Raw genomic sequence first — 22,898 nt, 5'->3', positions numbered from 1 at the left:
ACCGGCGATCAGGAGAGCAGGTCCGCCAGGTCCTGCGCCGCCTGCTGCGCGTCGTAGGTCTCGATGAGGTCGTGGGTGTCGGTCGTCTCCACGTCGAGCAGGACCAGTCCCTGCTCGTCCTCGTCGAGGAACCACACGGCGTAGTCGATGTGCGAGTCGTTGGTGGGGAAGGTGGTCCGCCGGACGAAGAACTCGCGTCGGCCGACGGTGATCGCCTCCGTGACCTGGACGTTCTGGCCGTTGTCCACCTCGCCGACCCGGCTGACGTCCTCTCGCGCCAGCTCGAGCTCGGCCGGGTCGTCGAAGCGGGCCACGACCAGGTCGGTCGCCGGGGGCGACCACGAGCAGATCAGCCGGTGCCCGCTGTCACCCAGCGTGCTGACGCCGACGTCCGGCGAGTCCTCGTCCAGGTCGTGCCCGGCGACCTCCGGGGTGTCGATCGGGCACGAGCCCGAGGACAGGACCGGGACGTCCCCGACCTGGTCGGCGTCCTCGACCGCCCGGTCCAGCTCGGCGTACCACTCCGGGTCGACACCCGTCTCCCGCACCGGCTCCGGCTCGTCGCTGCAGGCGGCCAGGGTGAAGGCCAGGGTGACGGTGAGAGCGGGCGCGAGCAGGGCGGCACGGGCGCGCGTCGTCATGGGCCGATGCTCGCACAGGGCGTCCGGCCGGACGTGGCAAGGTGTGGCCCATGCCCGGACCGAGCACCGCACGCACCATCGACGCCCTCTGCGACGCCTACGTCGACGACTACTGCGCCCTCGACCCGCTGACCGCCACCTCGATCGGCGTCGGCGGGCACGACCACGAGCTGACGGACTTCTCCCCCGCCGGGTTCGACACCCGCGAGGCACTGGCCCGCCAGGCCGTGGCGGCGGTCGAGGCGGCCACGCCGGTCGACGACCGGGAGGCGGCCGCGAAGGACGCGTTCCTCGAGCGCACCCGCCTCGAGCTCGAGCTCGAGGAGGCCGGCGTCAACCGCTCCCGGATGTCGGTGCTGTGGAGCCCGCTCCACGAGGTCCGGGGCGTCTTCGACCTGATGCCGACCGAGGGCGAGGACGCCGTCGCAGCGATCGCGGCCCGGCTCGCCGCCGTGCCCGCCGCCCTCGAGGGCCTGCGGGTCACGCTCTCCGACGAGGCACGCAAGGGCAACGTCGTCGCGGCGCGGCAGTACGCCGAGGTGGCCGAGCAGGTGCGCCGCTGGACCGGCCGGACCGGCGAGGCGGGCGACTTCTACCTCGGCCTCGTCGAGCGGCTCGACGTCCCCGACCGCACCGGGCTCCGGGCGCTGGCCGGCGCGGCGAGCGCGGCCACGGCGTCGTTCGGCCTCTTCCTCAGCGACGAGATGGAGCCCCAGGGCCGGGCGGAGGAGGGCGTGGGCCGCGAGGTGTACGCCCTCGCCAGCCGCTACTTCCTCGGCGCCGAGGTCGACCTCGACGAGACCTACGCCTGGGGCTGGGCCGAGCTCCAGCGGCTCTCCGACCTGATGCACGCCACCGCCGACCGCATCCTCCCCGGCGCCGACGTCGACGGCGCGGTCGCGCACCTCGACGCCGATCCCGAGCGGGTCGTGCACGGGCGGGAGGCCTTCCGCGACTGGATGCAGCGGCTGGCGGACCGCACGGTCGCCGACATGGCCGACGTGCACTTCGACATCCCGGAGCCGATCCGCCGGATCGAGTGCATGCTCGCCCCCACCAACGACGGCGGCATCTACTACACCGGCCCGTCGGAGGACTTCGAGCGCCCGGGCCGGATGTGGTGGTCGGTGCCCGACGGCATCGAGGACTTCCACCCGTGGCGCGAGGTGACCACGGTCTTCCACGAGGGCGTGCCCGGCCACCACCTGCAGGTCGCGCAGACGGCCTACCGCAGCGACACGCTCAACCGCTGGCAGCGCCTGATGTGCTGGTGCAGCGGCCACGGCGAGGGCTGGGCGCTCTACGCCGAGCGACTGATGGAGGAGCTCGGCTTCCTCGACGACCCCGCCGACCTGCTCGGCATGCTCGACGGCCAGTCGATGCGCGCGGCCCGGGTGATCGTGGACATCGGGATGCACCTCGGCCTCACCGTCCCCGAGGACAACCGGCTCGGCGCCGGCGGCGCCGCCTTCCACCCGGGCGAGACGTGGACGCCCGAGCTGGGCCTGGAGTTCATGCGGCTGCACTGCCGGATGGACGACGAGGTCATCCAGTTCGAGGTCAAGCGCTACCTCGGCCTGCCCGGCCAGGCGCCGTCCTACAAGGTCGGCGAGCGCATCTGGCTCGAGGCGCGGGCCGAGGTGCAGCAGCGGCAGGGCGAGGGGTTCGACCTCAAGGCCTTCCACCGTGCCGCGCTCGACCTGGGCTCGCTGGGGCTCGACCCGCTGCGCACCGCGCTGGGGCGCCTGTGACCCGGCTGGTCCTCGCCTCCGCCTCCCCCGCACGCCGTACGACGCTGCGTGCGGCCGGGCTCGACCCCGTGGTCGTCGTCAGCGGCGTCGACGAGTCGCAGCTGTCCGACCTGCCGCCCGCCGAGCTCGCGCTGCAGCTGGCCGAGCTCAAGTGCGCGGCGGTGGCCGCTCGGGACGACCTGCCCGCCGACGCGCTCGTCCTGGGCTGCGACTCGGTCCTCGAGCTCGACGGGGAGGCGCTCGGCAAGCCCCACGACCCGGCCGAGGCACGACGCCGCTGGCAGGCGATGCGGGGCCGCTCCGGCGTGCTCCACAGCGGCCACTGCCTGCGCGACGCCGCGACCGGACGGGTCGCGGCGGCCACCGGCTCGACGACCGTCCACTTCGCCGACGTCAGCGACGAGGAGATCGCTGCCTACGTCGCGACCGGCGAGCCGCTGGAGGTCGCCGGCGCCTTCACGATCGACGGGATCGGCGGGGCGTTCGTCACCGGCATCGAGGGCGACCACCACAACGTGGTGGGCGTCAGCCTGCCGCTGCTGCGCGAGCTGGTCCTCGAACTCGGGCACGGGTGGCCGGACCTGTGGGCGTGACCCGATAGCATCCCCGGCGTGGGGGGCCCCGGTTCGGTGAAGGCAGAGCCCGTCGCCGACCCCGAGAACCGCTACGGGGTGCGCGACGAGCGCCTGCTGACGGGCGCGACCGTCATCACCGGCGTGCGCACCGCCGCCTCCGTCATGCTGGCCGCCCTCGCGGCCCACCAGGACAGCCTCGAGCTGCTGGTCGCCGCGCTCGTGGTCTACTGGGTCGGCGACATGCTCGACGGGTTCTACGCCCGGGTCCGCGACTGCGAGACCCGCATCGGCGCGGTCCTCGACGTCATCTGCGACCGGTTCAACGCCGCCGCGTTCTACATCGGCCTGGCGTGGCTGCAGCCGGACCTGTCCCCCGCGATCTTCGTCTACCTCGCCGAGTTCATGGTGGTCGACTTCTTCCTCTCGATCGCGTTCCTCGCCTGGCCGGTGCGCAGCCCCAACTACTTCTTCGTCATCGACCGGCCCATCTGGCTGTGGAACTGGTCCAAGCCGGCCAAGGCGGTCAACAGCGCCCTCTTCGCGGTGCTGCTGCTGGTCACCGGGTGGATGTGGGTCGGCCTGGCCATCGCCTCGGCGCTGCTGGTGCTCAAGTGCGTCTCGCTGCACCGCCTGGTGCGGATCGGGCTGCCGGTGCCCGGGGCCGTCGGCTGATGCTCTTCTGGAGCGTCATGGGCGCCTCGATCGGCTCCGCCCTGCTCCCGTTGATCAACATCGAGGCCATCCTCGCGGTGGCGGTCAACCGTGCCCCCGACCAGATGTGGGCGCTGCTCGTCGCCGCGATCGTGGGGCAGATGCTCGGCAAGATCCTCTGGTACTGGGGCGGCATGCACCTCGACCGGGCCCCCTGGGTCGACCGGCACCTCGCCAAGCCCAAGGTCAAGGCGTCGCTCGACAAGTGGCACGAGCGCGCGGAAGGGCGGCCGTGGTTCACGGCCGCCCTCCTCTTCGTCTCCGCCGCCACCGGCTTCCCGCCGTACGCCGTCACGGCGGTGCTGGCGGGCATCCTGCGCGTCCCCTTCTGGATCTTCCTCGTCACCGGGACGCTCGGTCGCGGGCTGAGGTTCTGGGCGGTCGTGGCCGGGACCTCCGGGCTCGTCAACCTGTTCTGAGATCCGTCGTGAGGCCCCGGCCGCATCGCGGCTACTCCGCGCTGGACCACGCCTGGCGGAGGGTGACGCGGCCACCGGTCTGCAGCAGCGCCCGGCGGTAGAGGCGCTCGCCCACCCACACCGTCACCACGGCGAAGACGGCGAGCAGTCCCAGTGCGAGGAGCGGCTCCCACCACTCCACGCCACCGGCGAGGATCCGCTTGGGCATCACCACCGCGGAGACCGGCGGGATGTAGGACGCGATCACCTGGCTGCGGCCGTCGAGCGAGACGCCCCCGAAGAACATCACCAGCATGAGCATCGTCAGCGGCGTCGAGGTGGCCTGCAGGTCCTCGGTGCGCGAGGCCAGCGAGCCGGCCACCGCCCACAGGCAGGCGAGCGCGATGAAGCCCGCCAGGAAGAAGCAGATGAACCACGCGGTGGGTCCGGACAGCGCCGGGACGTAGGACTTGTAGGACGTGAACGAGAGCCCGACGAGGCCGACGGCGATGTAGATCAGCAGCTGGATCATCGCGAGGGCCGTGTTGCCGAGCACCTTGCCGGCGAGCAGCTGGCGCAGCGGGATGGCGGCGGCGATGATCTCGACGATGCGGCTCTGCTTCTCCTCGATCACCGAGGAGGCCAGCTGCATGCCGAAGATCAGGGCGGCGAAGTAGAAGAGGAAGACGAAGACGAACCCGACCGCCTGCGCGACCGCCGCCTTCTCCGCGTCGCCGCGCAGGAAGTCGGTCGACACGGTGCTGCCCGCCTCGAGGTCCTCGACCGACGTGCCGACGTTCGCCGCGTTCTCCGACAGCACCTGCTGGCGCACGACGGCGCTCGCCACCTCGGTCAGCGACTCCTGCTCGCTGGACTCCGAGGTCAGCTCCCACCCGTCGTCGACGGGGTGCAGCCAGGCGTCGACCTCGTCCTCGCGGAGCGCGGTCTCGGCGGCGGCCCGGTCGTCGAGCTCGACGACGGTGACCGCGACCTTGTCGTCGACGTCGGGAGCGGCCTCCTCGATGGCCGCCGCCATCGCGACCGAGTCGGGCGTGGCCCCCAGGGTGACCTCGGTGGTGCGCTCCTCCTGCCAGGCCGAGAACCCGATGAAGCCGACCAGCATGACGACCATGAGGACGGTGCCGATCATGAACGACTTGTCGGTGATGCGCGAGACGACCTCGCGGCGGGTGACGAGCAACCAAGCGGGCTCGGTCCCGGTGTCCCGGTCGTGCGCCCGGTCGTGCGTGCGGTCGTGGGTGCGGTTGTCGGTGCTCATGCGGTGGCCTCCCGGTAGATCTCGCTGAGCGCCGGGCGGACCCGGACGAACTCGTGGACGTCGCCGCGGCGCGTGGCCTCGGCGACCAGGTGCTGCTCGGCGCCGTCCTGGCGGACCTCGACGAGCGCGGTGGTGCCGTCCAGGTCCAGCACCTCGAGCCCGCGGTGGTCGCGGACCCAACCGGCGTCGCCGCCGAGGACGAGGCGGAAGCGCGGCACCCCCGCGTCGCGCAGCTCCGCAACCGTCCCGGCGGCGACCCGGCGTCCGTGGGCCAGCACGACCAGCCGGTCGCACAGGCGCTCGACGAGGTCGAGCTGGTGGCTGGAGAAGAGGACCGGGACGCCGTCGCGGGTGTACTCGCGCAGCAGGTCGACCATCGAGTCGACGGCGATCGGATCGAGGCCCGAGAACGGCTCGTCGAGGATCAGCGCGGCCGGCCGGGGCAGCACCGAGGCGATGATCTGCACCCGCTGCTGGTTGCCCAGCGACAGCTTCTCGAGGTGGTCCTTCGTCCGCTCGCCGAGGCCGAAGCGCTCGAGCAGCTCCAGGACCTGGGTCCGCGCCTCGACCCGGCCGAGGCCCTTGAGCTGGGCGACGTACACGAGCTGGTCGAGGATCGGCTGCTTCGGGTAGAGGCCGCGCTCCTCGGGCATGTAGCCGAAGGACCGACGGTCCAGCCGGGTGATCGGCCGGCCCTGCCACAGCACCTCTCCCCCGTCGATGCCGAGCACGCCCATGACCATCCGCATGGTCGTCGTCTTGCCCGCGCCGTTGCCCCCGACGAACCCGGTGAGGAGCCCGTCGGGCACCTCGAACGACACGTGGTCCACGGCGGTGTTGTCACCGAACCGTCTGGTCAGCTCCCGTATCTCCAACATGACCACGACGCTAGGGGCGCGGCAGTCGCGCCGGATCCCCCGCGGGACGGAACCTCGAGGTGGAGGGCGCGCCCTCGGCCTCAGCCCTCCGTCGGGAGGATGAGTCCGGCCTCGTAGGCGAAGACCACGGCCTGGACCCGGTCGCGCAGGTGCAGCTTGGCGAGGACGTTGGACACGTGGGTCTTGACGGTGGCCTCCCCGAGCACGAGCTCGCCGGCGATCTCCCCGTTGGACAGCCCACGGCCCAGCAGCACCAGCACCTCCCGCTCGCGGGCGGTGAGGCGGGCCAGCCCGGGAGGCTCCGGCCGGTCGGCCGCCCGACCCGAGGTGGGTGCCTCCGCGGCCGCCCGCTTCCCCGCCATCTGGGAGATGACCCGTCGGGTCACCTCGGGTGCCAGCAGGGCGTGCCCGCTCCCGGCCGCGCGGACGGCGTCGAGCAGCTGCTCCGGGCCGGCGTTCTTGAGCAGGAAGCCGCTGGCACCGGCCCGGAGCGCGTCGAAGAGGTAGTCGTCGCGGTCGAAGGTCGTGACGATGACGACGCGGCCGAGGTCCTCGGCCACCAGCAGGCGCGTCGCCTCGATCCCGTCCATGCGGGGCATCTGGACGTCCATGAGGACCACGTCGGGTCGCGTCGCCCGGGCCTGCTCGAGGGCCTGGAGGCCGTCGGCCGCCTCACCCACCACCTCCACGTCGTCCTCGACCGAGAGCACCATGGCGAATCCGGAGCGCACCATGGCGTGGTCGTCGACGATGAGCACTCTCAGCCGGTCGGTCACGTCGACGCCTCCAGCGGGTAGCGCACGCGGACGCGGTAGCCGCCGGTGACCCGCGGGCCGATGTCCACCTGGCCGTCGTGGGTGGCCGCCCGCTCACGGATCCCGAGCTGGCCGAGCCCGCTGCCCGACGTGCCGTGGCGCGGGCGGCCGTTGTCGACGACCTCCACCTCCGCGTAGGCCCGCGGCGGCGCCTCGTCGACCCGCACCACGACCGAGGCCGAGTCGGCGGTCGAGTGGCGGCGGACGTTGGCCAGCGCCTCCTGCACCGTGCGGTAGACCGCGAGCCCGAGGCCGCGCGGCAGCCGCGACGCCGCGCCCGGCTGCGCCTCGACGACGTCGAGGCTGACGGCGAGGCCCTGGCCGTCGACCTCGGAGACGAGGTCCGGGAGGTCGCCGACGCCGGCGTCGGTCGTCCGCGTGCTGCTGGTCTCCTCGCCCGTCCCCTCGCGCAGCGTGCCGAGCAGGCGGCGCATCTGGGCGACGGCGTCGCGGGACGCCTCCTCGACGTGGGACAGGGCGGTACGCGCGGCGTCGGGGTCGCGCTCGAGCACCCGTCGCGCCGCTCCCGCCTGGATGCCCATCGCCGAGACGCCGTGCGCGACCACGTCATGGAGGTCGCGGGCGATGCGGAGGCGCTCGTCCACGACGGCCTGCTGGCGCAGCCGGCCCGCCTGTGCGGCGATGGTGGCCGCCTGCTCCTCGAGGCGGTCGCGCTGGCGGGCCGAGCGCCACGAGAAGCCCCCACCCGCGATCGCGCCGCCGAAGTAGAGCGCGTTGATCGCCAGGGAGTAGCCGACCGCGGCCGGGATCCGCGGGAAGAACCCGACCTGGTCGGCGCCCTCCTCGTCGTCGAGCCACTCCTGGGCGGCGGAGCCGATGGCGAACTGCCAGCCGATCCACGCGAACATGAAGAGCACGATCACGCCGACGACCAGCAGCATCGCCCGCCGGTCGCGGGCCCACGCGACGCCGGAGAGCAGCGCGACGAAGTAGACGATCTGGAGCGACGTCTGCGCCATCACCTCGGGCATGGCCACCCCGGCGACGAACATGTGCAGTGCCGCGAGGCTCGCCACCACCAGCGGCCACCGGCGCCGGCCGAGCAGCAGCACCGCTCCCAGCGCCACGGCGAGCCACTGGGCCCACATCGGGGCGTCGGTGTGCTCGAATCCTCCGGCGGCGCTCCGCACCAGCTCGAGCGTCAGCAGGCCGACCGCTCCGACGCTCGCCGCGAGCACGACGTCCTGGCGGCCGATCGGAGGGCGTGGCCGCTCCCAGTCGTCGTCCACGCCGAACCACTCGAGGACGCGCTGGTTGAGCCGGGACATGGGGTGAGGGTAGGACCCGGCCGTCGCTGCTGGATCCGCCGGGAGGGGGAGATCGGGTGCTCGCCTGCGAGACTCCCCCGCATGACGGTCGCCAGGTCCCTGCTCCTCTTCGCCCTCGCCGCGGTCGCGGAGATCGGCGGCGCCTGGCTGGTCTGGCAGGGCGTGCGGGAGCACCGCGGCTGGCTCTGGATCGGCGGCGGGTTCGTCGCGCTCGGGCTCTACGGCCTGGTCGCGACCCTCCAGCCCGACGCCCACTTCGGGCGGATCCTGGCGGCGTACGGCGGGGTGTTCGTCGCCGGCTCGCTGGCGTGGGGCATGGCCGTCGACGGGTTCCGTCCCGACCGGTACGACGTCGCGGGCGCACTCATCTGCCTGGTCGGCGTCGCCGTGATCATGTACGCCCCGCGACCCGTCTGAGGGTCGCGGGGCGTCAACGGCTCGCCCGATCACATGACGGTCAGAGGCCGAACGTGGCCAGCCAGTCCTGGACGACGTCGATCTCGACGCGCTGGTAGCCGTCGATGTAGCGGCAGTTCGACGTGTAGCCGTAGCTCGTCACCCCGACGATCTCGCCGTCGAGGAGCAGCGGGCCGCCGGAGTCACCGAAGCACGTCCCGCCCGTGCCGGCGTTGTCGTTCTCGTTGCCGTTGGTCTGCAGGATCTGCGAGGTGAGCTTCTGGCCCGGCATGTCGACGTAGCGCCGCACGATCGGATAGCTCTGCGGCGTCGGCTTGCGCGGTCCGGAGGTTGCCTGACGCACCTCGGTGCCGTAGCCCACGGCACGGAAGATCGTGGTGCGCAGGTCGCGGCGCGCGATCGTGTCGAGCGTCCCCTCCTCGGCGATGGGGGTGATGGCGACGTTCGAGACCGGCGCGTCGAGGACGATGACGCCGACGTCGTTCCAGTTGTCGACGTCGGTGAAGTCGGAGTAGTCCGGGTGGGTGTAGGCCGTGCCCGAGAGGTAGCCGGTGCCGACGAGGTCGGCCGACGTGTAGCCCGCTGCCGGGTCCTTGGCGACCGGCAGGTTGGAGGGTGCGGCGTCGTCGACCAGGAGCTTGAACGTGACGGCCGTCTTGCCGTCGACGCCGAACGTGCAGTGCGCCGCGGTGAGCAGCACGGTCGGGCTGACCAGCGTCGCGGAGCAGCGGTAGCGGCTGCCCTCGTCGTAGAAGGCGATCATGCCGACGCCCGAGTAGGTGTTGTTCGTGTCGATGGTCCCGCCGGTGCTGGCGGAGGCGGGGCCGGACGGGGCCACGAGGGACAGTCCCACCGCGGCGGTGGCGAGGACGGCTGCGAGACGTGCGTGCATGGGGGGACCTTCCGGAAGGGGACGGGCGGAGGGTCAGCGCAGCACGACTCCCCGCCGCGCGAAACCCCCTCAGGAGGCATCCGCGCGGCGGCTGCCGCGCTGGGTCACTCGACCGGCAGGCCGAGCCCCCGGGCGATGAGCATCCGCTGGACCTCCGAGGTCCCCTCGCCGATCTCGAGCACCTTGGCGTCGCGGTAGAAGCGCACGACGGGGTACTCCTCCATGAAGCCGTAGCCGCCGAAGACCTGGGTCGCGATCCGGGTCGCGGTGACGGCCGACTCGGTGGAAAAGAGCTTGGCGACGGCGGCGGCCTGCTTGAAGGCGGCCATGGAGACCGAGGACGACCCGGCGTCCATGGCGTCCTTCATCGCGGCGGCCTTGTAGGTGAGCAGGCGCGAGGCGTCGAGCATGACCTGGAGGTCGGAGACCTGGAACGCGACGCCCTGCTTGCGGCCGATCGGCCCGCCGAAGGTCTGGCGCTCACCGGCGTACTGCAGCGACATGTCGAGGCACGCCTGGATGCAGCCGACCGCGAGGGCGGCGATCGCGACGCGGCCGTCGTCGAGCGTGGCGAGGAACTGGGCGTAGCCGCGTCCGCGCTCGCCCAGCAGGTGCGACTCGGGGACCCGGACGTCGGTGAAGGACAGCGGGTGCGTGTCGGAGGCGTGCCACCCGAGCTTGTCGTAGGCCTTCTCGGCCGTGAAGCCGGGCGTGCCCGACGGCACGATGATCGTCGAGATCTCCGGTCGGCCGTCCGGGCGGTCGCCGGTGCGCGCGGTGACGGTGACGACGGAGGTGATCGAGGAGCCGGAGTTGGTGATGAACTGCTTGGAGCCGTTGACGACCCACTCGCCGTCGTCGAGGACGGCCCTGGTCCTCGTCGCGCCGGCGTCGGAGCCGGCGCCCGGCTCGGTGAGGCCGAAGCCGGCGAGCTGCTCGCCGGCCACGAGCGCGGGGAGCCACGTCTTCTTCTGCTCGTCGGTGCCGAAGGTCAGGATCGGGTTGATGCCCAGGCCCACCGCCGCCTCGAGCGTGATGCCCATCGACTGGTCGACGCGACCGATCTCCTCGATCGCCAGGCACAGCGACGTGAAGCCGCCGTCCTCGCCGGCCATCCCGGCACCGCCGAACTCCTCCGGGGCGGTCAGCCCCATGAGTCCGAGCGCGCCCATCTTCTGCACGACGTCGGTCGGGAAGTGGTGCTCGCGGTCCCACTGCGCGGCGTGCGGCGCGATCTCGGCCTCGGCGAAGTCACGGACGCTGCGACGGAACTGCTCGTGCTCGGGGGACAGCTCGAAGGTCATGACGGCAGCCTAGCCGGAGGGGGTTAGCGATCGCTAACCCCCGGTGGCCCCCGTCACATCGGGCGCGCGCCTCCCCGCCCCCGGGTCGCGGTAGCCTGCCCAGCGGTACGCATCCCGGCCGCACACCCAGGAGTCCTCGCGTGAGTTTGAAGAAGGTCCTCATCGCCAACCGCGGCGAGATCGCCGTCCGTGTCGTCCGCGCCTGCAAGGACGCCGGCATCGGCTCGGTCGCGGTCTACGCCGACCCGGACCGCGACGCGCTCTTCGTGCGGCTGGCCGACGAGGCCCACTCCCTCGGCGGCGCGACCCCCGCCGAGTCCTACCTCGACATCGCCAAGATCATCGCGATCGCCGAGAAGTCCGGTGCCGACAGCATCCACCCCGGATACGGCTTCCTCGCCGAGAACGCCGACTTCGCCCAGGCCGTCATCGACGCCGGGCTCGTCTGGATCGGCCCGCCGCCCGCCGCCATCGAGGCGCTGGGCGACAAGGCGAAGGCCAAGCACATCGCCGCCAAGGCGGAGGCGCCCCTCGCGCCCGGCACCAAGGACCCCGTGCGGGACGCCGACGAGGTCGTCGAGTTCGCCAGGGCCCACGGCCTCCCGGTGGCGATCAAGGCCGTCTTCGGCGGTGGCGGCCGCGGCCTCAAGGTCGCCCGCACGCTCGAGGAGATCCCCGACGCCTACGAGTCCGCCGTCCGCGAGGCGGTCACCGCCTTCGGCCGCGGCGAGTGCCTGGTGGAGAAGTTCCTCGACAAGCCGCGCCACGTCGAGACCCAGTGCCTGGCCGACCAGCACGGGAACGTCGTGGTCGTCTCCACGCGCGACTGCTCGCTGCAGCGACGCAACCAGAAGCTCGTGGAGGAGGCGCCCGCGCCGTTCCTCACCGACGCGCAGCGCTCCGAGCTCTACGAGTCCTCCAAGCGAATCCTCCGCGAGGCCGGCTACCACGGCGCGGGTACCTGCGAGTTCCTCGTCGCCCAGGACGGCACGATCTCCTTCCTCGAGGTCAACACCCGCCTCCAGGTCGAGCACTGCGTGTCCGAGGAGGTCACCGGCATCGACCTGGTGCGCGAGATGTTCCGCATCGCCGCCGGCGAGGAGCTCGGCTACGACGACCCCGAGGTCCGCGGCCACTCCATCGAGTACCGCATCAACGCCGAGGACGGTGGCCGCAGCTTCATGCCCGCCCCCGGCACGCTGTCGGCGTGGAGCCCGCCGAGCGGGCCGGGCGTACGCCTCGACGGCGGCTACGAGAACGGCGAGACGATCCCCGGCTCGTTCGACTCGCTCATCGCCAAGCTCGTCGTCACCGGCCGCGACCGCACCCAGGCGCTCGAGCGCTCGCGCCGGGCGCTCGACGAGTTCGTCGTCGACGGCATGCCCACCGTGATCCCGTTCCACCGCGCCGTGGTGTCCGATCCCGCCTACGTCGGACCGTCGACCCCGTCGGGCGAGGGCGAGTTCCGCGTCTACACGCAGTGGATCGAGACCGAGTTCGACAACCGGATCGAGCCCTACGCCGGCGCCATTGCAGAGGCGGACGAGCCGGGCGAGCGGCAGAAGGTCACCGTCGAGGTCGGCGGTCGCCGCCTCGAGGTCGTCCTCCCGGCCGGCCTCGGTGGCCTCGCGACCGCCGGAGGTGGGGGCGGCACCGGGAAGGGCAGGGCCAAGCGGTCGGCGAAGAAGGCCGGAGCCGCGGCGTCGGGCGACGCGGTGACCTCGCCGATGCAGGGCACCATCGTCAAGGTCGTCGTCACCGAGGGCCAGGAGGTCGCCGAGGGCGACACCGTGGTCGTGATGGAGGCGATGAAGATGGAGCAGCCGCTCAAGGCCCACCGCTCCGGCACCGTCACCGGCCTCCGGGCCGAGGTCGGCGACACGGTGACCAACGGCGCGGTGATCTGCGAGATCACGGGCTGACGCTCGGCGACCGATGGTCCTCGTCCCCAATCGGGCGAATCCGGGGACCGATCCGCCACTCCCTCACTAGCCTCCTCCCGTCGGCACCGGTGCCGACGCACTAATATCCGGGGGAACGCATGTCGGCACGTCGTGGCTCAGCACTGCTCGTCAGCACCGTCGCGGGAGTCGTCGCGGGGGTCCTGCTGCCCGCCGTGGCACCGGCATCCGCGGCGGCGACCGCCCTGCCGGGCTACGCCACGCTGGTCAGCGAGTCCGGCGACCACATCGGGCAGGGGCAGTCACGGGCCTACCGCGGCGACCTGAACGCCACGATCACCGACAGCCGGGTCAGCATCGCGGCCGGGCCGTACTCGATGACGGTCGCGGCGCCGACGGGTGAGTCGCTCGCGCCCGGGACCTACTCCGACGCGACGCGGACGTCCACCGACGGCGGACCGGCCCTCAGCGTCTCGGGGGACGGCCGGGGCTGCAACACGAGCACGGGCCGCTTCACCGTGCACGACATCGGCCCGGACCGGGTGTGGTTCACCTACGAGCAGCACTGCGAGGGCACCGTTCCGGCGCTCTTCGGCGAGGTGCGCCTCGGCTACGCGCCGGCGACCGCGCTCGGCATCGAGGCCTTCGCCGTCCACTGGCCCGACTCCCACCCCGGCGTGGCGTCGCGCCCCTACGCCGTCCGGGTCACCAACACCGCCGCCACGCCGACCGCTGTCACCGCGGCGGTGGTCGAGGGCGCCGGTGACTACAGCGTGGTGAGCGACGACTGCCCAGCCTCCCTCGCGGCGGGTTCCTCCTGCACGGTCCGGGTCGGCCTGACCGCCGGCGTCGCGGGTGCCCGCACCGGCACCCTGCGAGTCGCCGACGACCGCGGCAACGTGCACACCGCCGAGCTCCGCGGGCGCGGCATCCCGGGGCGCACCCAGTGGCGGATGCACAGCGAGCCGGGTGACTTCGTCGGCGGCGCGCGCACCTACGACTACACCCCGCAGGCCGGTGCCCGGCTCAGCGCCGTCGGCACCGAGACCCACGTGCGGATGGCGGTGGACCACGCCGGGGACCGATGGACGGCCGACTTCGAGGCACCGGACAACCAGCTCCTCCTGCCCGGCACGACCTACACCGGCGCCACGCGCCACCCCTTCAACGTGGGCAACGCCGGCATGGACGTCAGCGGCAGCGGACGCGGGTGCAACCAGCTCACCGGGCAGTTCACCGTCCACGAGGCGACGTACGACGACGGCGACCTGGTCGCCTTCGCCATCTCCTTCGTGCAGCACTGCGAGGGCGCCGGTCCGGCCCTGCGCGGCGAGGTCGCCTGGCGCGCCGAGCGGGACGACCACTGGGTGCCCCCGACGCCGACGCCCACGCCCACTCCGACTCCGACTCCGACTCCGACTCCGGTCCCCGTCCCCACGCCGGTCCCCGCGCCGGTGCCGGTCCCGGTGCCGGTCCCGCTGCCGCTTCCCTACCCGACCCCGGCACCCAGCACCGCTCCGTCCGCACCCCGCACCGTCTCGCTGGAGGCGCTGCGCGTGTCGCGGCGCGTGGTGCGGCTGGACGGGCGCGCCGGCACCTGGGCGTACGGCGCACCGGCGGTGCTGCAGCAGCGCACGCCGCGCGGGTGGAAGGCCGTCCGGTCCCAGGACCTGTCCCCCTCGGGCTCGGTGAGCTGGCGGGTCAAGGTGGCTCCGCGCGCCACCGTCCGGTTCCGCCTGGTGGTCCGGGTCGGCCGCGACACCTCGACGTCGGCCCCCGTGCGGGTGCGGCCCGCGCGGTGACACGCTAGATAGCGAGCACTCGCTTTCTATGCGAGGATCCCGGGGTGATCGAGACCGGACCGCCGCTGCGGCGCACCCAGGCCCAGCGACGTGAGGGCACCATCGAGGCGCTGCTCGAGGCGACGGTCACCTGCTTGACCCACCGCGGGTACGCCGCCACGTCGACCGCTGCGGTGTGCGCCGAGGCCGGCGTCAGCCAGGGCGCGCTCTTCCGGCACTTCCCGACCCGGCAGGCGCTGCTCGTGGCGACCGCCGAGCGCGTGGCCACCCGCAACGTCGAGGCGTTCCGGGCGACCGTCGGCGCCGACGTCGAGACGGTCGACGACGTCGCGGCGGTGCTGGCCCACCTCCGCAGGGCGGTCCTGTCCCCGGCCAACCAGACCTGGCGCGAGCTGCTGGTGGCGGCCCGCGCCGACGCCGGGCTCCGCGCCGCCCTCGTCCCGGCGCGCGAGTCGCTCCAGGCGCAGATGCTCGACGCCGCGACCGACCTCTGGGGCGACCGGCTCGGCCCCGCGGACCTCGCCGCGGTGCTCAGCATCGTGGTCAACATGCTCGACGGGATGGCCTTCTCCGCCCTCGACCCCGACCCGACGGCCGCCCCCGGCCGCACCGTCGAGCGCGCGCTGCGCCTGCTCGCCGAGATGATCGTCCACCACTACCCGCAGGAGACGCCGTGAGCACGCCCGACTTCACCCCCGACGTCATCGTCGTCGGCGCCGGCCTGGCCGGGCTCGTCGCCACCCACGAGCTGGCCCTCGCCGGCCGGCGGGTGCTGGTCCTCGACCAGGAGAACCGCGCGAACCTCGGCGGGCAGGCGTGGTGGTCGCTCGGTGGCCTGCTCTTCGTGGACAGCCCCGAGCAGCGCCGGATGGGCATCAAGGACTCCCCCGAGCTCGCGTGGCAGGACTGGCAGGGCTCGGCGCAGTTCGACCGCCTCGGCGACGGCACCGACGGACCCGGCCGCGGCGAGGACCACTGGCCGCAGCAGTGGGCGAAGGCGTACGTCCGCTTCGCGCACGAGGAGAAGCGCGACTACCTCCACGCCCTCGGGCTCCGCTCGCTGCCGTTCGTCGGCTGGGCCGAGCGGGGCGACGGCCGCGCCACCGGGCACGGCAACTCCGTGCCCCGCTTCCACCTCACGTGGGGCACCGGCCCCGAGGTCGTCCGGATCTTCGCCGAGCCCGTGCAGCGCGCCGAGGCGGACGGGCTGGTCCGCTTCGCGTTCCGCCACCAGGTCGACGAGCTCGTGGTCGAGGACGGCGCCGTCGTCGGGGTCCGCGGCACCCTCCTCGCCGATGACGCCGCCGCGCGGGGCGTGCGGTCGGGCCGCGAGCGCACCGGCGACTTCGAGCACCGGGCCCCGGCGGTCGTGGTCACCTCCGGAGGCATCGGGCACAACCACGAGCTGATGCGTCGCAGCTGGCCGACCGAGCGGGTCGGCCCCGCGCCCGACCACCTGATCTCCGGGGTGCCGGCCCACGTCGACGGACGCATGCAGGCCATCGCCGAGGACGCCGGCGCGACCATGGTCAACCGCGACCGGATGTGGGCCTACGTCGAGGGCATCCACAACTGGGACCCGGTCTGGCCCGACCACGCGATCCGGATCCTGCCCGGTCCGTCGTCGATGTGGTTCGACGCGACCGGCAGGCGCCTCGAGGGGATGTCCGGCGTCCCTGGCGCCGACTCGATCGGCGCCATGAAGCAGATCCTGGCGGCGGGCGCCGACTACTCCTGGTTCGTGCTCACGCAGTCGATCATCGAGAAGGAGTTCGCCCTCTCCGGCTCCGAGCAGAACCCCGACATCACCGGCAAGGACCTCAGGTTCCTCGCGCAGAGCCGGCTCGCGAAGGGCGCGCCCGGCCCGGTCGAGGCGTTCAAGGAGCACGGCGTCGACTTCGTGGTCGCCGACGACCTCGACTCGCTGGTGACCGGCATGAACGAGCTGGCCCGGGGACCGAAGCTCGACGTCGAGGACCTCCGCTCCCAGATCGAGGCGCGTGACCGCGAGGTCGACAACTCCTTCTCCAAGGACATCCAGGTGATGGCCATCCACAACGCGCGCCGCAGCCGGACCGACAAGCTGATCCGCGTCGCCAAGCCGCACAAGGTGCTCGACCCCGCGCACGGCCCGCTCATCGCCGTACGCCTCAACATCCTCTCGCGCAAGACCCTCGGTGGCCTCGAGACGAACCTCGACGGCCAGTGCGTGGCCGCCGATGGGACCCCGGTCCCCGGCCTGTACGCCGCCGGCGAGGTCGCCGGGTTCGGCGGCGGCGGGGTGCACGGCTACAACGCCCTGGAGGGCACGTTCCTCGGCGGCTGCATCTTCTCCGGCCGCGCCGCGGGTCGCGCGCTCGCCCGCTGACACCCGGGCGGGCCGTCCGTCGTCCCGTCCCACGACGTCATGGCGCGTGGTCGCCGGGACGACCCGCCTCCATGACGTACGCCGACAGCGTCACGGCCGGCGGTCGCCGGGACGACCGCGCACCATGACGTCCCGCGTGACCCGGCCGGCCCGAGGTACGGACAGGTAACACAGGTCACAGAGGCCTCTCGATACGGTTCGCCCATGTTCTCCAAGGTGCTCGTCGCCAACCGTGGCGAGATCGCAGTCCGGGCCTTCCGAGCCGCGCGTGAGATCGGCGCGCGGACGGTGGCCGTCTTCCCCCACGAGGACCGCTGGTCCGAGCACCGCATGAAGGCCGAGGAGGCCTACCAGATCGGCGAGGTCGGGCACCCGGTCCGGGCCTACCTCGACCCCGAGGCCATCGTCGAGGTGGCGGTGCGGTGCGGCGCCGACGCGATCTACCCCGGCTACGGCTTCCTCTCCGAGAACCCGGCGCTCGCGGAGGCCTGCGCCGCCGCCGGCATCACCTTCATCGGCCCCTCCGCCGAGGTGCTGACCCTCACCGGCAACAAGGCGCGCGCGATCGCCGCCGCCAAGGCGGCCGGCGTACCCGTCCTCGAGTCGGTGCCGCCGTCGACGGACGTCGAGGAGCTGCTGGCGGCGGCGGAGCGGATCGAGGCGCCGCTCTTCGTCAAGGCCGTCGCCGGCGGCGGTGGTCGGGGCATGCGCCGCGTCGAGGACCGCGCCGACCTGCGCGAGGCCATCGAGACCTGCATGCGCGAGGCCGAGGGTGCGTTCGGCGACCCCACCGTCTTCATCGAGCAGGCGGTGGTCGACCCGCGCCACATCGAGGTGCAGATCCTCGCGGACGGCACCGGCTCGGAGGGTGGCGTCATCCACCTGTACGAGCGCGACTGCTCGGTCCAGCGCCGCCACCAGAAGGTCGTCGAGATCGCCCCGGCGCCCAACCTCGACCCGGACCTCCGTGACCGCATCTGCGCGGACGCCGTCCGCTTCGCGCGCGAGATCGGCTACAAGAACGCCGGCACCGTCGAGTTCCTCCTCGACCCGAGCGGGCGCTACGTGTTCATCGAGATGAACCCGCGCATCCAGGTCGAGCACACCGTGACCGAGGAGGTCACCGCGGTCGACCTCGTGCAGTCGCAGATGCTCATCGCCGCCGGCGCGACCCTGGCCGACCTCGACCTCACCCAGGAGTCGGTGCAGCCGCGCGGCTTCGCCCTCCAGTGCCGGATCACCACCGAGGACCCGGCCAACGGCTTCCGCCCCGACACCGGCAAGATCACCACCTACCGCTCCCCCGGCGGGCCCGGGGTGCGCCTCGACGGCGGCACGACCTACACCGGCGCCGAGATCAGCCCTCACTTCGACTCCATGCTGGCCAAGCTCACCTGTCGCGGCCGCACCTTCGAGTCCGCGGTCCAGAAGGCCCGCCGGGCGCTGCTGGAGTTCCGCATCCGCGGGGTGTCCACCAACGTCGGCTTCCTGCAGGCGGTCCTGGCCGACCCCGACTTCGCCGCCGGCGGCGTCACCACCTCCTTCATCGAGGACCACCCCGGCCTGCTCACGGCCCAGGTCGGCCGCGACCGCGCCACCAAGCTCCTGGCCTACCTCGCCGACGTCACGGTCAACCAGCCCCACGGCGCCGCCCCCGTGACGATCACCCCGGCGAGCAAGCTCCCCCCGCTCGACCGCTCGCAGCCGGCCCCCGCGGGCACCCGCCAGCTGTTGCGCGAGATCGGCCCCGACGAGTTCGCCCGGCGCTTGCGGGCCCAGGACCGCGTCGCCGTCACCGACACCACCTTCCGCGACGCCCACCAGTCCCTCCTCGCCACCCGCGTCCGCACCCGCGATCTCGTGGCGGTCGCCGACCACGTCGCCCGCACCACGCCGGAGCTGTGGTCGGTCGAGTGCTGGGGCGGGGCGACGTACGACGTCGCGCTGCGCTTCCTCGCCGAGGACCCCTGGGAGCGGCTGGCCGCCCTGCGGGAGGCGATCCCCAACATCGGCCTGCAGATGCTGCTGCGCGGGCGCAACACCGTGGGCTACACGCCCTACCCCACCCAGGTCACCGAGGCCTTCGTGCAGGAGGCCGCGGAGACCGGCATCGACGTCTTCCGGATCTTCGACGCCCTCAACGACGTCTCGCAGATGCGCCCGGCCATCGACGCGGTCCGCGCCACCGGCACCTCCGTCGCGGAGGTCGCGCTCTGCTACACCGGCGACCTGTCCTCGCCCGGCGAGACGCTCTACACGCTGGACTACTACCTCCGCCTCGCCGACCAGATCGTCGAGGCCGGCGCCCACGTGCTGGCGATCAAGGACATGGCGGGCCTGCTGCGCGCCCCCGCCGCCCGCACCCTGGTCACCGCCCTCCGCGAGCGCTTCGACCTGCCGGTCCACCTGCACACCCACGACACCCCCGGCGGCCAGCTGGCCACGCTGGTGGCGGCGATCGAGGCGGGGGTCGACGCCGTGGACGCCGCCTCGGCGTCGATGGCCGGCACCACCTCCCAGCCGGCGCTGTCCGCGCTGATCTCCGCGACCGACCACTCGGCGCGCGAGACCGGTCTCTCCCTCGCCGCGGTCAACGCGATGGAGCCCTACTGGGAGGCCGTCCGCCGCGTCTACGCGCCCTTCGAGTCCGGCCTGCCGTCCCCGACCGGGCGGGTCTACCGCCACGAGATCCCGGGCGGCCAGCTGTCCAACCTGCGCCAGCAGGCGATCGCGCTGGGCCTCGGCGAGAAGTTCGAGCAGGTCGAGGACATGTACGCCGCCGCCAACGACATCCTCGGCAACGTGGTCAAGGTGACCCCGTCGTCCAAGGTGGTCGGCGACCTCGCCCTCGCCCTCGTCGCCGCCGGCGCCGACCCCGCGCAGTTCGAGGCGGACCCGGCGTCGTACGACGTCCCGGACTCGGTGATCGGCTTCCTCAACGGCGAGCTCGGCGACCCGCCCGGCGGCTGGCCCGAGCCGTTCCGCAGCAAGGCGCTGGCCGGCAGGACGTGGAAGCAGCCCACCGAGAGCCTCACCGCCGAGCAGCAGGCCGACCTGGCCACCGACCGTCGCGGCACGCTCAACGAGCTGCTCTTCCCCGGCCCCACCGCCGCGTTCCACGAGTCGCGGGAGAAGTACGGCGACCTCAGCGCGGTCTCGACCATCGACTACCTCTACGGCCTGCGACGCGGCGAGGAGCACGGCGTCCTGGTGCGCGAGGGCCGCGAGATGCTCTTCGGGCTCGAGGCGATCAGCGAGCCCGACGAGCGGGGCATCCGCACGGTCATGGCGACGGCCGACGGCCAGCTCCGGCCCGTGCAGGTGCGCGACCGGAGCATCTCCGCCGACGTGAGCGCCGCCGAGAAGGCCGACCCGACCGACAGCGGCCACGTGGCGGCGCCCTACGACGGCGCGGTCACCGTGACGGTCGCCGAGGGCGACCGGGTCGAGGCCGGGCAGACCGTCGCGACCATCGAGGCGATGAAGATGGAGGCCTCGATCACCGCGCCGGTCGCCGGCACGGTGACGCGGCTGGCCGTGCCGTCGACGCAGGCGGTCGAGGGTGGCGACCTGGTGCTGGTGATCGGCCGGGGCTAGCCGGCCGGCTCGTTGAGGACGATGGCGTCCGGGTCGGGCTCGGCGTGCTCGGTGACCTCGGGCTCCTCACCGGTCACCTCGCGGTAGACCTCCCCCGCGGCGGCACGCATGCCGTTGACCTTGGGGTGGAACGGCGCGGCGACCCCGAGGCGGAACTGCGGCCCGTTGACCCACGCCCGTCCCCTGGCGCACACGTCGTGCCCCTCCGAGGGGCCCTCGAGGTCGACGTACGACCCGCCGCCGGCCGTGGCGCCCCGGCGCAGGGACGCGTTGAGCACCCCGGCGACGTCGGCCACCGGGCCGAGGACGTCGGCGGAGACGCCCAGCGCGGCGCAGGTGCCCTCGGTGGGGAGGATGTCGGGGTAGCCGACGACGAGGACCTCGGCCTCCGGCGCCGCCTGGCGGACCCGGCGCACCGCCTTCTCGACGCGGGCGGCGACCTTGCCCGCGTCGGCCCTCAGGTCCGCCACCGGGCAGGCCTCGGCCCCGCCGGCCTGGCAGCGGATGAGGGAGTCGTAGATGCCGAAGTCGTTGCCGCCCATGCCGATCGTGACGAGGTCGGTGTCGGCCGAAACCGCGTCGAGCTGCGGCCCGGTGGTGGCGCCGTTGAACATGACCATCGGCGCGTAGAGGTCGGCCGTCGTCGCGGCCGAGCAGGTGACGTCGGTGTAGCTCTCGACGTCGAGCCAGTCGGCGAGGAACGCCGGGTAGTTGTCGCGCGAGCGGGCGCAGCCCTCGGGGTCGCTCCGCATCGCGCCGATGAACGGCCCGGCGGAGAACGAGTCGCCCAGCGCGACGTAGTCGATGCCCGTCGTCACCTCGGTGTCGACGACGGGGTCGGGCAGGGCGCCGTCGCCGTCGTTGCCGGTCGAGCAGCCGGACACAGCCAGGACGAGCGCCGCGAGCAACGCGGCGGCACGGTGGAGCCCGGTCACTGGCGCGCCGGACCCTTCTGCCGCGGGGTCACGCTGAAGGTGAACCAGTCGGAGTAGAGGCCGAGGGTGGAACGCACGGTGTCACCGTCCACGCGGGCCGTGCCGGTGGTGCCGACGAACGCCATGTCGGCGACCCGACCACCCCAGTCGCCGTTGCCGTCACGCGAGGTGACCTCGATCGAGGTGAGGTCGCCGATGGCGGGCCAGTGCTTCTCGACCTGGGTGTCGTCGACCGTCGTGGTCCAGGTGGAGTACTGGTGGCCGCTCACGCCGTCGTAGGGGTCGGGCTGGGCGACGAGGTAGGGCATCGACCCGGCTGAGGAGTGGCCGCCGTTGCTGGCGGAGAACTGGGTGAACGCCGGCCGGCCGTCGTGGAAGACGCCCCGGCCCGCCGTGGCCCGGATCGCCGCCGTCGCCGCGGGGTGCTCGACGTCCACGCCGCCGTAGACCTGGCACTGGGTGGTGTCGCAGAGGTCGTAGTGGCCCGCCGCGGGGTGCGAGCGCTCGAAGGCGGCATAGGTGCGCGCGGCCACCGACTGCGCGCTGACCGCGGCCGGCTCCCACAGTGCCGGGACCTCCTGCGGGACGACGCCGCGCAGGTAGGCCTCCATGCCGACCCGGTTGACCGTCTGCCGCCTGCCCTGCCCTGAGGTGACCGACTGCAGCGTGCCGCGGTAGTCGCGGCGGGCGCCGGGCAGCACCAGCGTCAGGGGCCCGCGGTTCGAGGACAGCTCCGCCTGGCCCGGCACGGTCCGCCAGGTGCGCCAGGCACCGCCGGTCGTGCGCTGCACCCGGGTGTCGTCACCCGCGGCGACGAGCCGCCACTTCTTCGCGGGGAGCTGCGGCAGCCGCCACGCGCGGTTGCGCTGCAGGCTGCGGACCTCGATGCCCGGGCGTGCGACGACCTGGACGTCGCGCCCGGTGTCGGCGGTGATCAGCACGCGGATCGTGCCCGTCACGGCGCCCCACGTCGTGCCGGGGTAGTAGAACTCGACGATCTGCTGCCACGGGACGCCCTGCTGGGCCGCGCCCTGGGCGCCGTACTGCGAGAGGCCGTGGCCGTGACCGAACCCGTGCCCGGTGAGCGTGATCGCGGTGCTGCCCGGCGTCAGCCAGGTCTCGACCGCCCGGCGCGGCTCTCCCGCGTCGGCCTGCGCCGGCGCGGCGGGCAGGACCGGGAGCAGCATCGCGCCCGCCGCGACGCCCAGCAGCAGGCGGGCGGTGCGGGTGCGGGTCAGGTGGCGTGGTCGCGACATGGTCGGTGAGGTCTCCCCCGGGACGTTCGACAGCAAGACGACCGAGCGTACAGCCGAGTGGTGAACGGCTGCAGGGATCCGCGGGAGCC

The 22,898-nt window shown here is 73.1% G+C and carries 19 protein-coding genes; 10 read left to right on the top strand and 9 right to left on the bottom strand.

Going from position 1 to position 22,898, the window contains the following annotated elements; genetic code table 11:
- Positions 1 to 8: 8 nt before the first annotated feature.
- On the bottom strand, positions 9 to 641 hold the full coding sequence (locus HN031_RS12485; RefSeq protein WP_172270333.1) for a hypothetical protein: 633 nt from the start codon (positions 639 to 641) through the stop codon (positions 9 to 11).
- A gap of 50 nt (positions 642 to 691) precedes the next feature.
- On the opposite strand from HN031_RS12485, the gene HN031_RS12480 reads away from it, so the two are divergent.
- The 4 genes from HN031_RS12480 to HN031_RS12465 are packed head-to-tail and all read left to right on the top strand — an operon-like array spanning position 692 to position 4,097.
- On the top strand, positions 692 to 2,392 hold the full coding sequence (locus HN031_RS12480; protein ID WP_172270331.1) for a DUF885 domain-containing protein: 1,701 nt from the start codon (positions 692 to 694) through the stop codon (positions 2,390 to 2,392).
- The gene (locus tag HN031_RS12475) at positions 2,389 to 2,985 is read left to right on the top strand and encodes a Maf family nucleotide pyrophosphatase (RefSeq protein ID WP_172270329.1); all 597 of its coding nucleotides are present in this window, start codon (positions 2,389 to 2,391) and stop codon (positions 2,983 to 2,985) included. The genes HN031_RS12480 and HN031_RS12475 overlap by 4 nt, the downstream gene beginning before the upstream one ends.
- Before the next feature lie 18 nt (positions 2,986 to 3,003).
- Positions 3,004 to 3,639 carry a CDP-alcohol phosphatidyltransferase family protein gene (locus tag HN031_RS12470; RefSeq protein WP_367650747.1) on the top strand — a complete coding sequence of 212 codons (636 nt, stop codon included), beginning with the start codon at positions 3,004 to 3,006 and terminating at the stop codon, positions 3,637 to 3,639.
- Entirely contained in the window at positions 3,639 to 4,097 is a 459-nt protein-coding gene (locus tag HN031_RS12465; RefSeq protein ID WP_172270327.1) for a VTT domain-containing protein, read from the top strand. The genes HN031_RS12470 and HN031_RS12465 overlap by 1 nt, the downstream gene beginning before the upstream one ends.
- A 31-nt stretch (positions 4,098 to 4,128) precedes the next feature.
- On the opposite strand, the gene HN031_RS12460 is transcribed toward HN031_RS12465, so the two are convergent.
- From HN031_RS12460 to HN031_RS12445, 4 genes are all read right to left on the bottom strand, one after another.
- Entirely contained in the window at positions 4,129 to 5,355 is a 1,227-nt protein-coding gene (locus HN031_RS12460) for an ABC transporter permease (RefSeq protein ID WP_172270325.1), read from the bottom strand.
- Complete coding sequence (locus tag HN031_RS12455; protein WP_172270323.1) at positions 5,352 to 6,233, bottom strand: ABC transporter ATP-binding protein; 882 nt, start codon at positions 6,231 to 6,233, stop codon at positions 5,352 to 5,354. Before HN031_RS12455 ends, HN031_RS12460 begins: the two co-directional genes overlap by 4 nt.
- 80 nt (positions 6,234 to 6,313) lie before the next feature.
- Positions 6,314 to 7,009, bottom strand: coding sequence for a response regulator transcription factor (locus HN031_RS12450; protein WP_172270321.1), 696 nt, complete (start codon positions 7,007 to 7,009; stop codon positions 6,314 to 6,316).
- Entirely contained in the window at positions 7,006 to 8,337 is a 1,332-nt protein-coding gene (locus tag HN031_RS12445; RefSeq protein WP_172270319.1) for a sensor histidine kinase, read from the bottom strand. Before HN031_RS12445 ends, HN031_RS12450 begins: the two co-directional genes overlap by 4 nt.
- Before the next feature lie 81 nt (positions 8,338 to 8,418).
- Between HN031_RS12445 and HN031_RS12440 the strand changes: the two genes are divergently transcribed.
- Entirely contained in the window at positions 8,419 to 8,754 is a 336-nt protein-coding gene (locus HN031_RS12440) for a YnfA family protein (RefSeq protein WP_172270317.1), read from the top strand.
- Between the two features lie 40 nt (positions 8,755 to 8,794).
- Here the strand turns inward: HN031_RS12440 and HN031_RS12435 are convergent, their stop codons facing one another.
- Entirely contained in the window at positions 8,795 to 9,646 is an 852-nt protein-coding gene (locus HN031_RS12435; RefSeq protein ID WP_172270315.1) for a trypsin-like serine protease, read from the bottom strand.
- A 104-nt stretch (positions 9,647 to 9,750) separates the two neighbouring features.
- Positions 9,751 to 10,950: an acyl-CoA dehydrogenase family protein gene (locus HN031_RS12430; RefSeq protein ID WP_172270313.1), complete on the bottom strand. Its 1,200-nt coding sequence runs from the start codon at positions 10,948 to 10,950 to the stop codon at positions 9,751 to 9,753.
- 140 nt (positions 10,951 to 11,090) lie between these two features.
- On the opposite strand from HN031_RS12430, the gene HN031_RS12425 reads away from it, so the two are divergent.
- The 5 genes from HN031_RS12425 to HN031_RS12405 all read left to right on the top strand — a co-directional run bounded on the left by HN031_RS12425 (position 11,091) and on the right by HN031_RS12405 (position 20,618).
- Complete coding sequence (locus tag HN031_RS12425; protein ID WP_367650746.1) at positions 11,091 to 12,872, top strand: biotin carboxylase N-terminal domain-containing protein; 1,782 nt, start codon at positions 11,091 to 11,093, stop codon at positions 12,870 to 12,872.
- Between the two features lie 119 nt (positions 12,873 to 12,991).
- Positions 12,992 to 14,653 (top strand): hypothetical protein, encoded by a 1,662-nt coding sequence (locus HN031_RS21075; RefSeq protein ID WP_216652123.1) that lies wholly within the window; start codon positions 12,992 to 12,994, stop codon positions 14,651 to 14,653.
- A gap of 44 nt (positions 14,654 to 14,697) precedes the next feature.
- The gene (locus HN031_RS22345) at positions 14,698 to 15,330 is read left to right on the top strand and encodes a TetR/AcrR family transcriptional regulator (RefSeq protein WP_172270311.1); all 633 of its coding nucleotides are present in this window, start codon (positions 14,698 to 14,700) and stop codon (positions 15,328 to 15,330) included.
- Entirely contained in the window at positions 15,327 to 17,021 is a 1,695-nt protein-coding gene (locus HN031_RS12410; protein ID WP_172270309.1) for an FAD-binding dehydrogenase, read from the top strand. Before HN031_RS22345 ends, HN031_RS12410 begins: the two co-directional genes overlap by 4 nt.
- Before the next feature lie 204 nt (positions 17,022 to 17,225).
- Positions 17,226 to 20,618, top strand: coding sequence for a pyruvate carboxylase (locus HN031_RS12405; RefSeq protein WP_172270307.1), 3,393 nt, complete (start codon positions 17,226 to 17,228; stop codon positions 20,616 to 20,618).
- Here HN031_RS12405 and HN031_RS12400 read toward each other — a convergent pair.
- On the bottom strand, positions 20,615 to 21,553 hold the full coding sequence (locus HN031_RS12400) for an SGNH/GDSL hydrolase family protein (protein WP_172270305.1): 939 nt from the start codon (positions 21,551 to 21,553) through the stop codon (positions 20,615 to 20,617). The two genes, HN031_RS12405 and HN031_RS12400, sit on opposite strands and share 4 nt — an antisense overlap.
- Positions 21,550 to 22,845 carry a SpoIID/LytB domain-containing protein gene (locus HN031_RS12395; RefSeq protein WP_172270303.1) on the bottom strand — a complete coding sequence of 432 codons (1,296 nt, stop codon included), beginning with the start codon at positions 22,843 to 22,845 and terminating at the stop codon, positions 21,550 to 21,552. Before HN031_RS12395 ends, HN031_RS12400 begins: the two co-directional genes overlap by 4 nt.
- Positions 22,846 to 22,898 lie beyond the last annotated feature (53 nt).

It is taken from the genome of Nocardioides sp. zg-1308, from assembly GCF_013155375.1.
Taxonomy (GTDB): domain Bacteria; phylum Actinomycetota; class Actinomycetes; order Propionibacteriales; family Nocardioidaceae; genus Nocardioides; species Nocardioides renjunii.
This window is presented reverse-complemented; position numbering and strand designations above follow the sequence as displayed.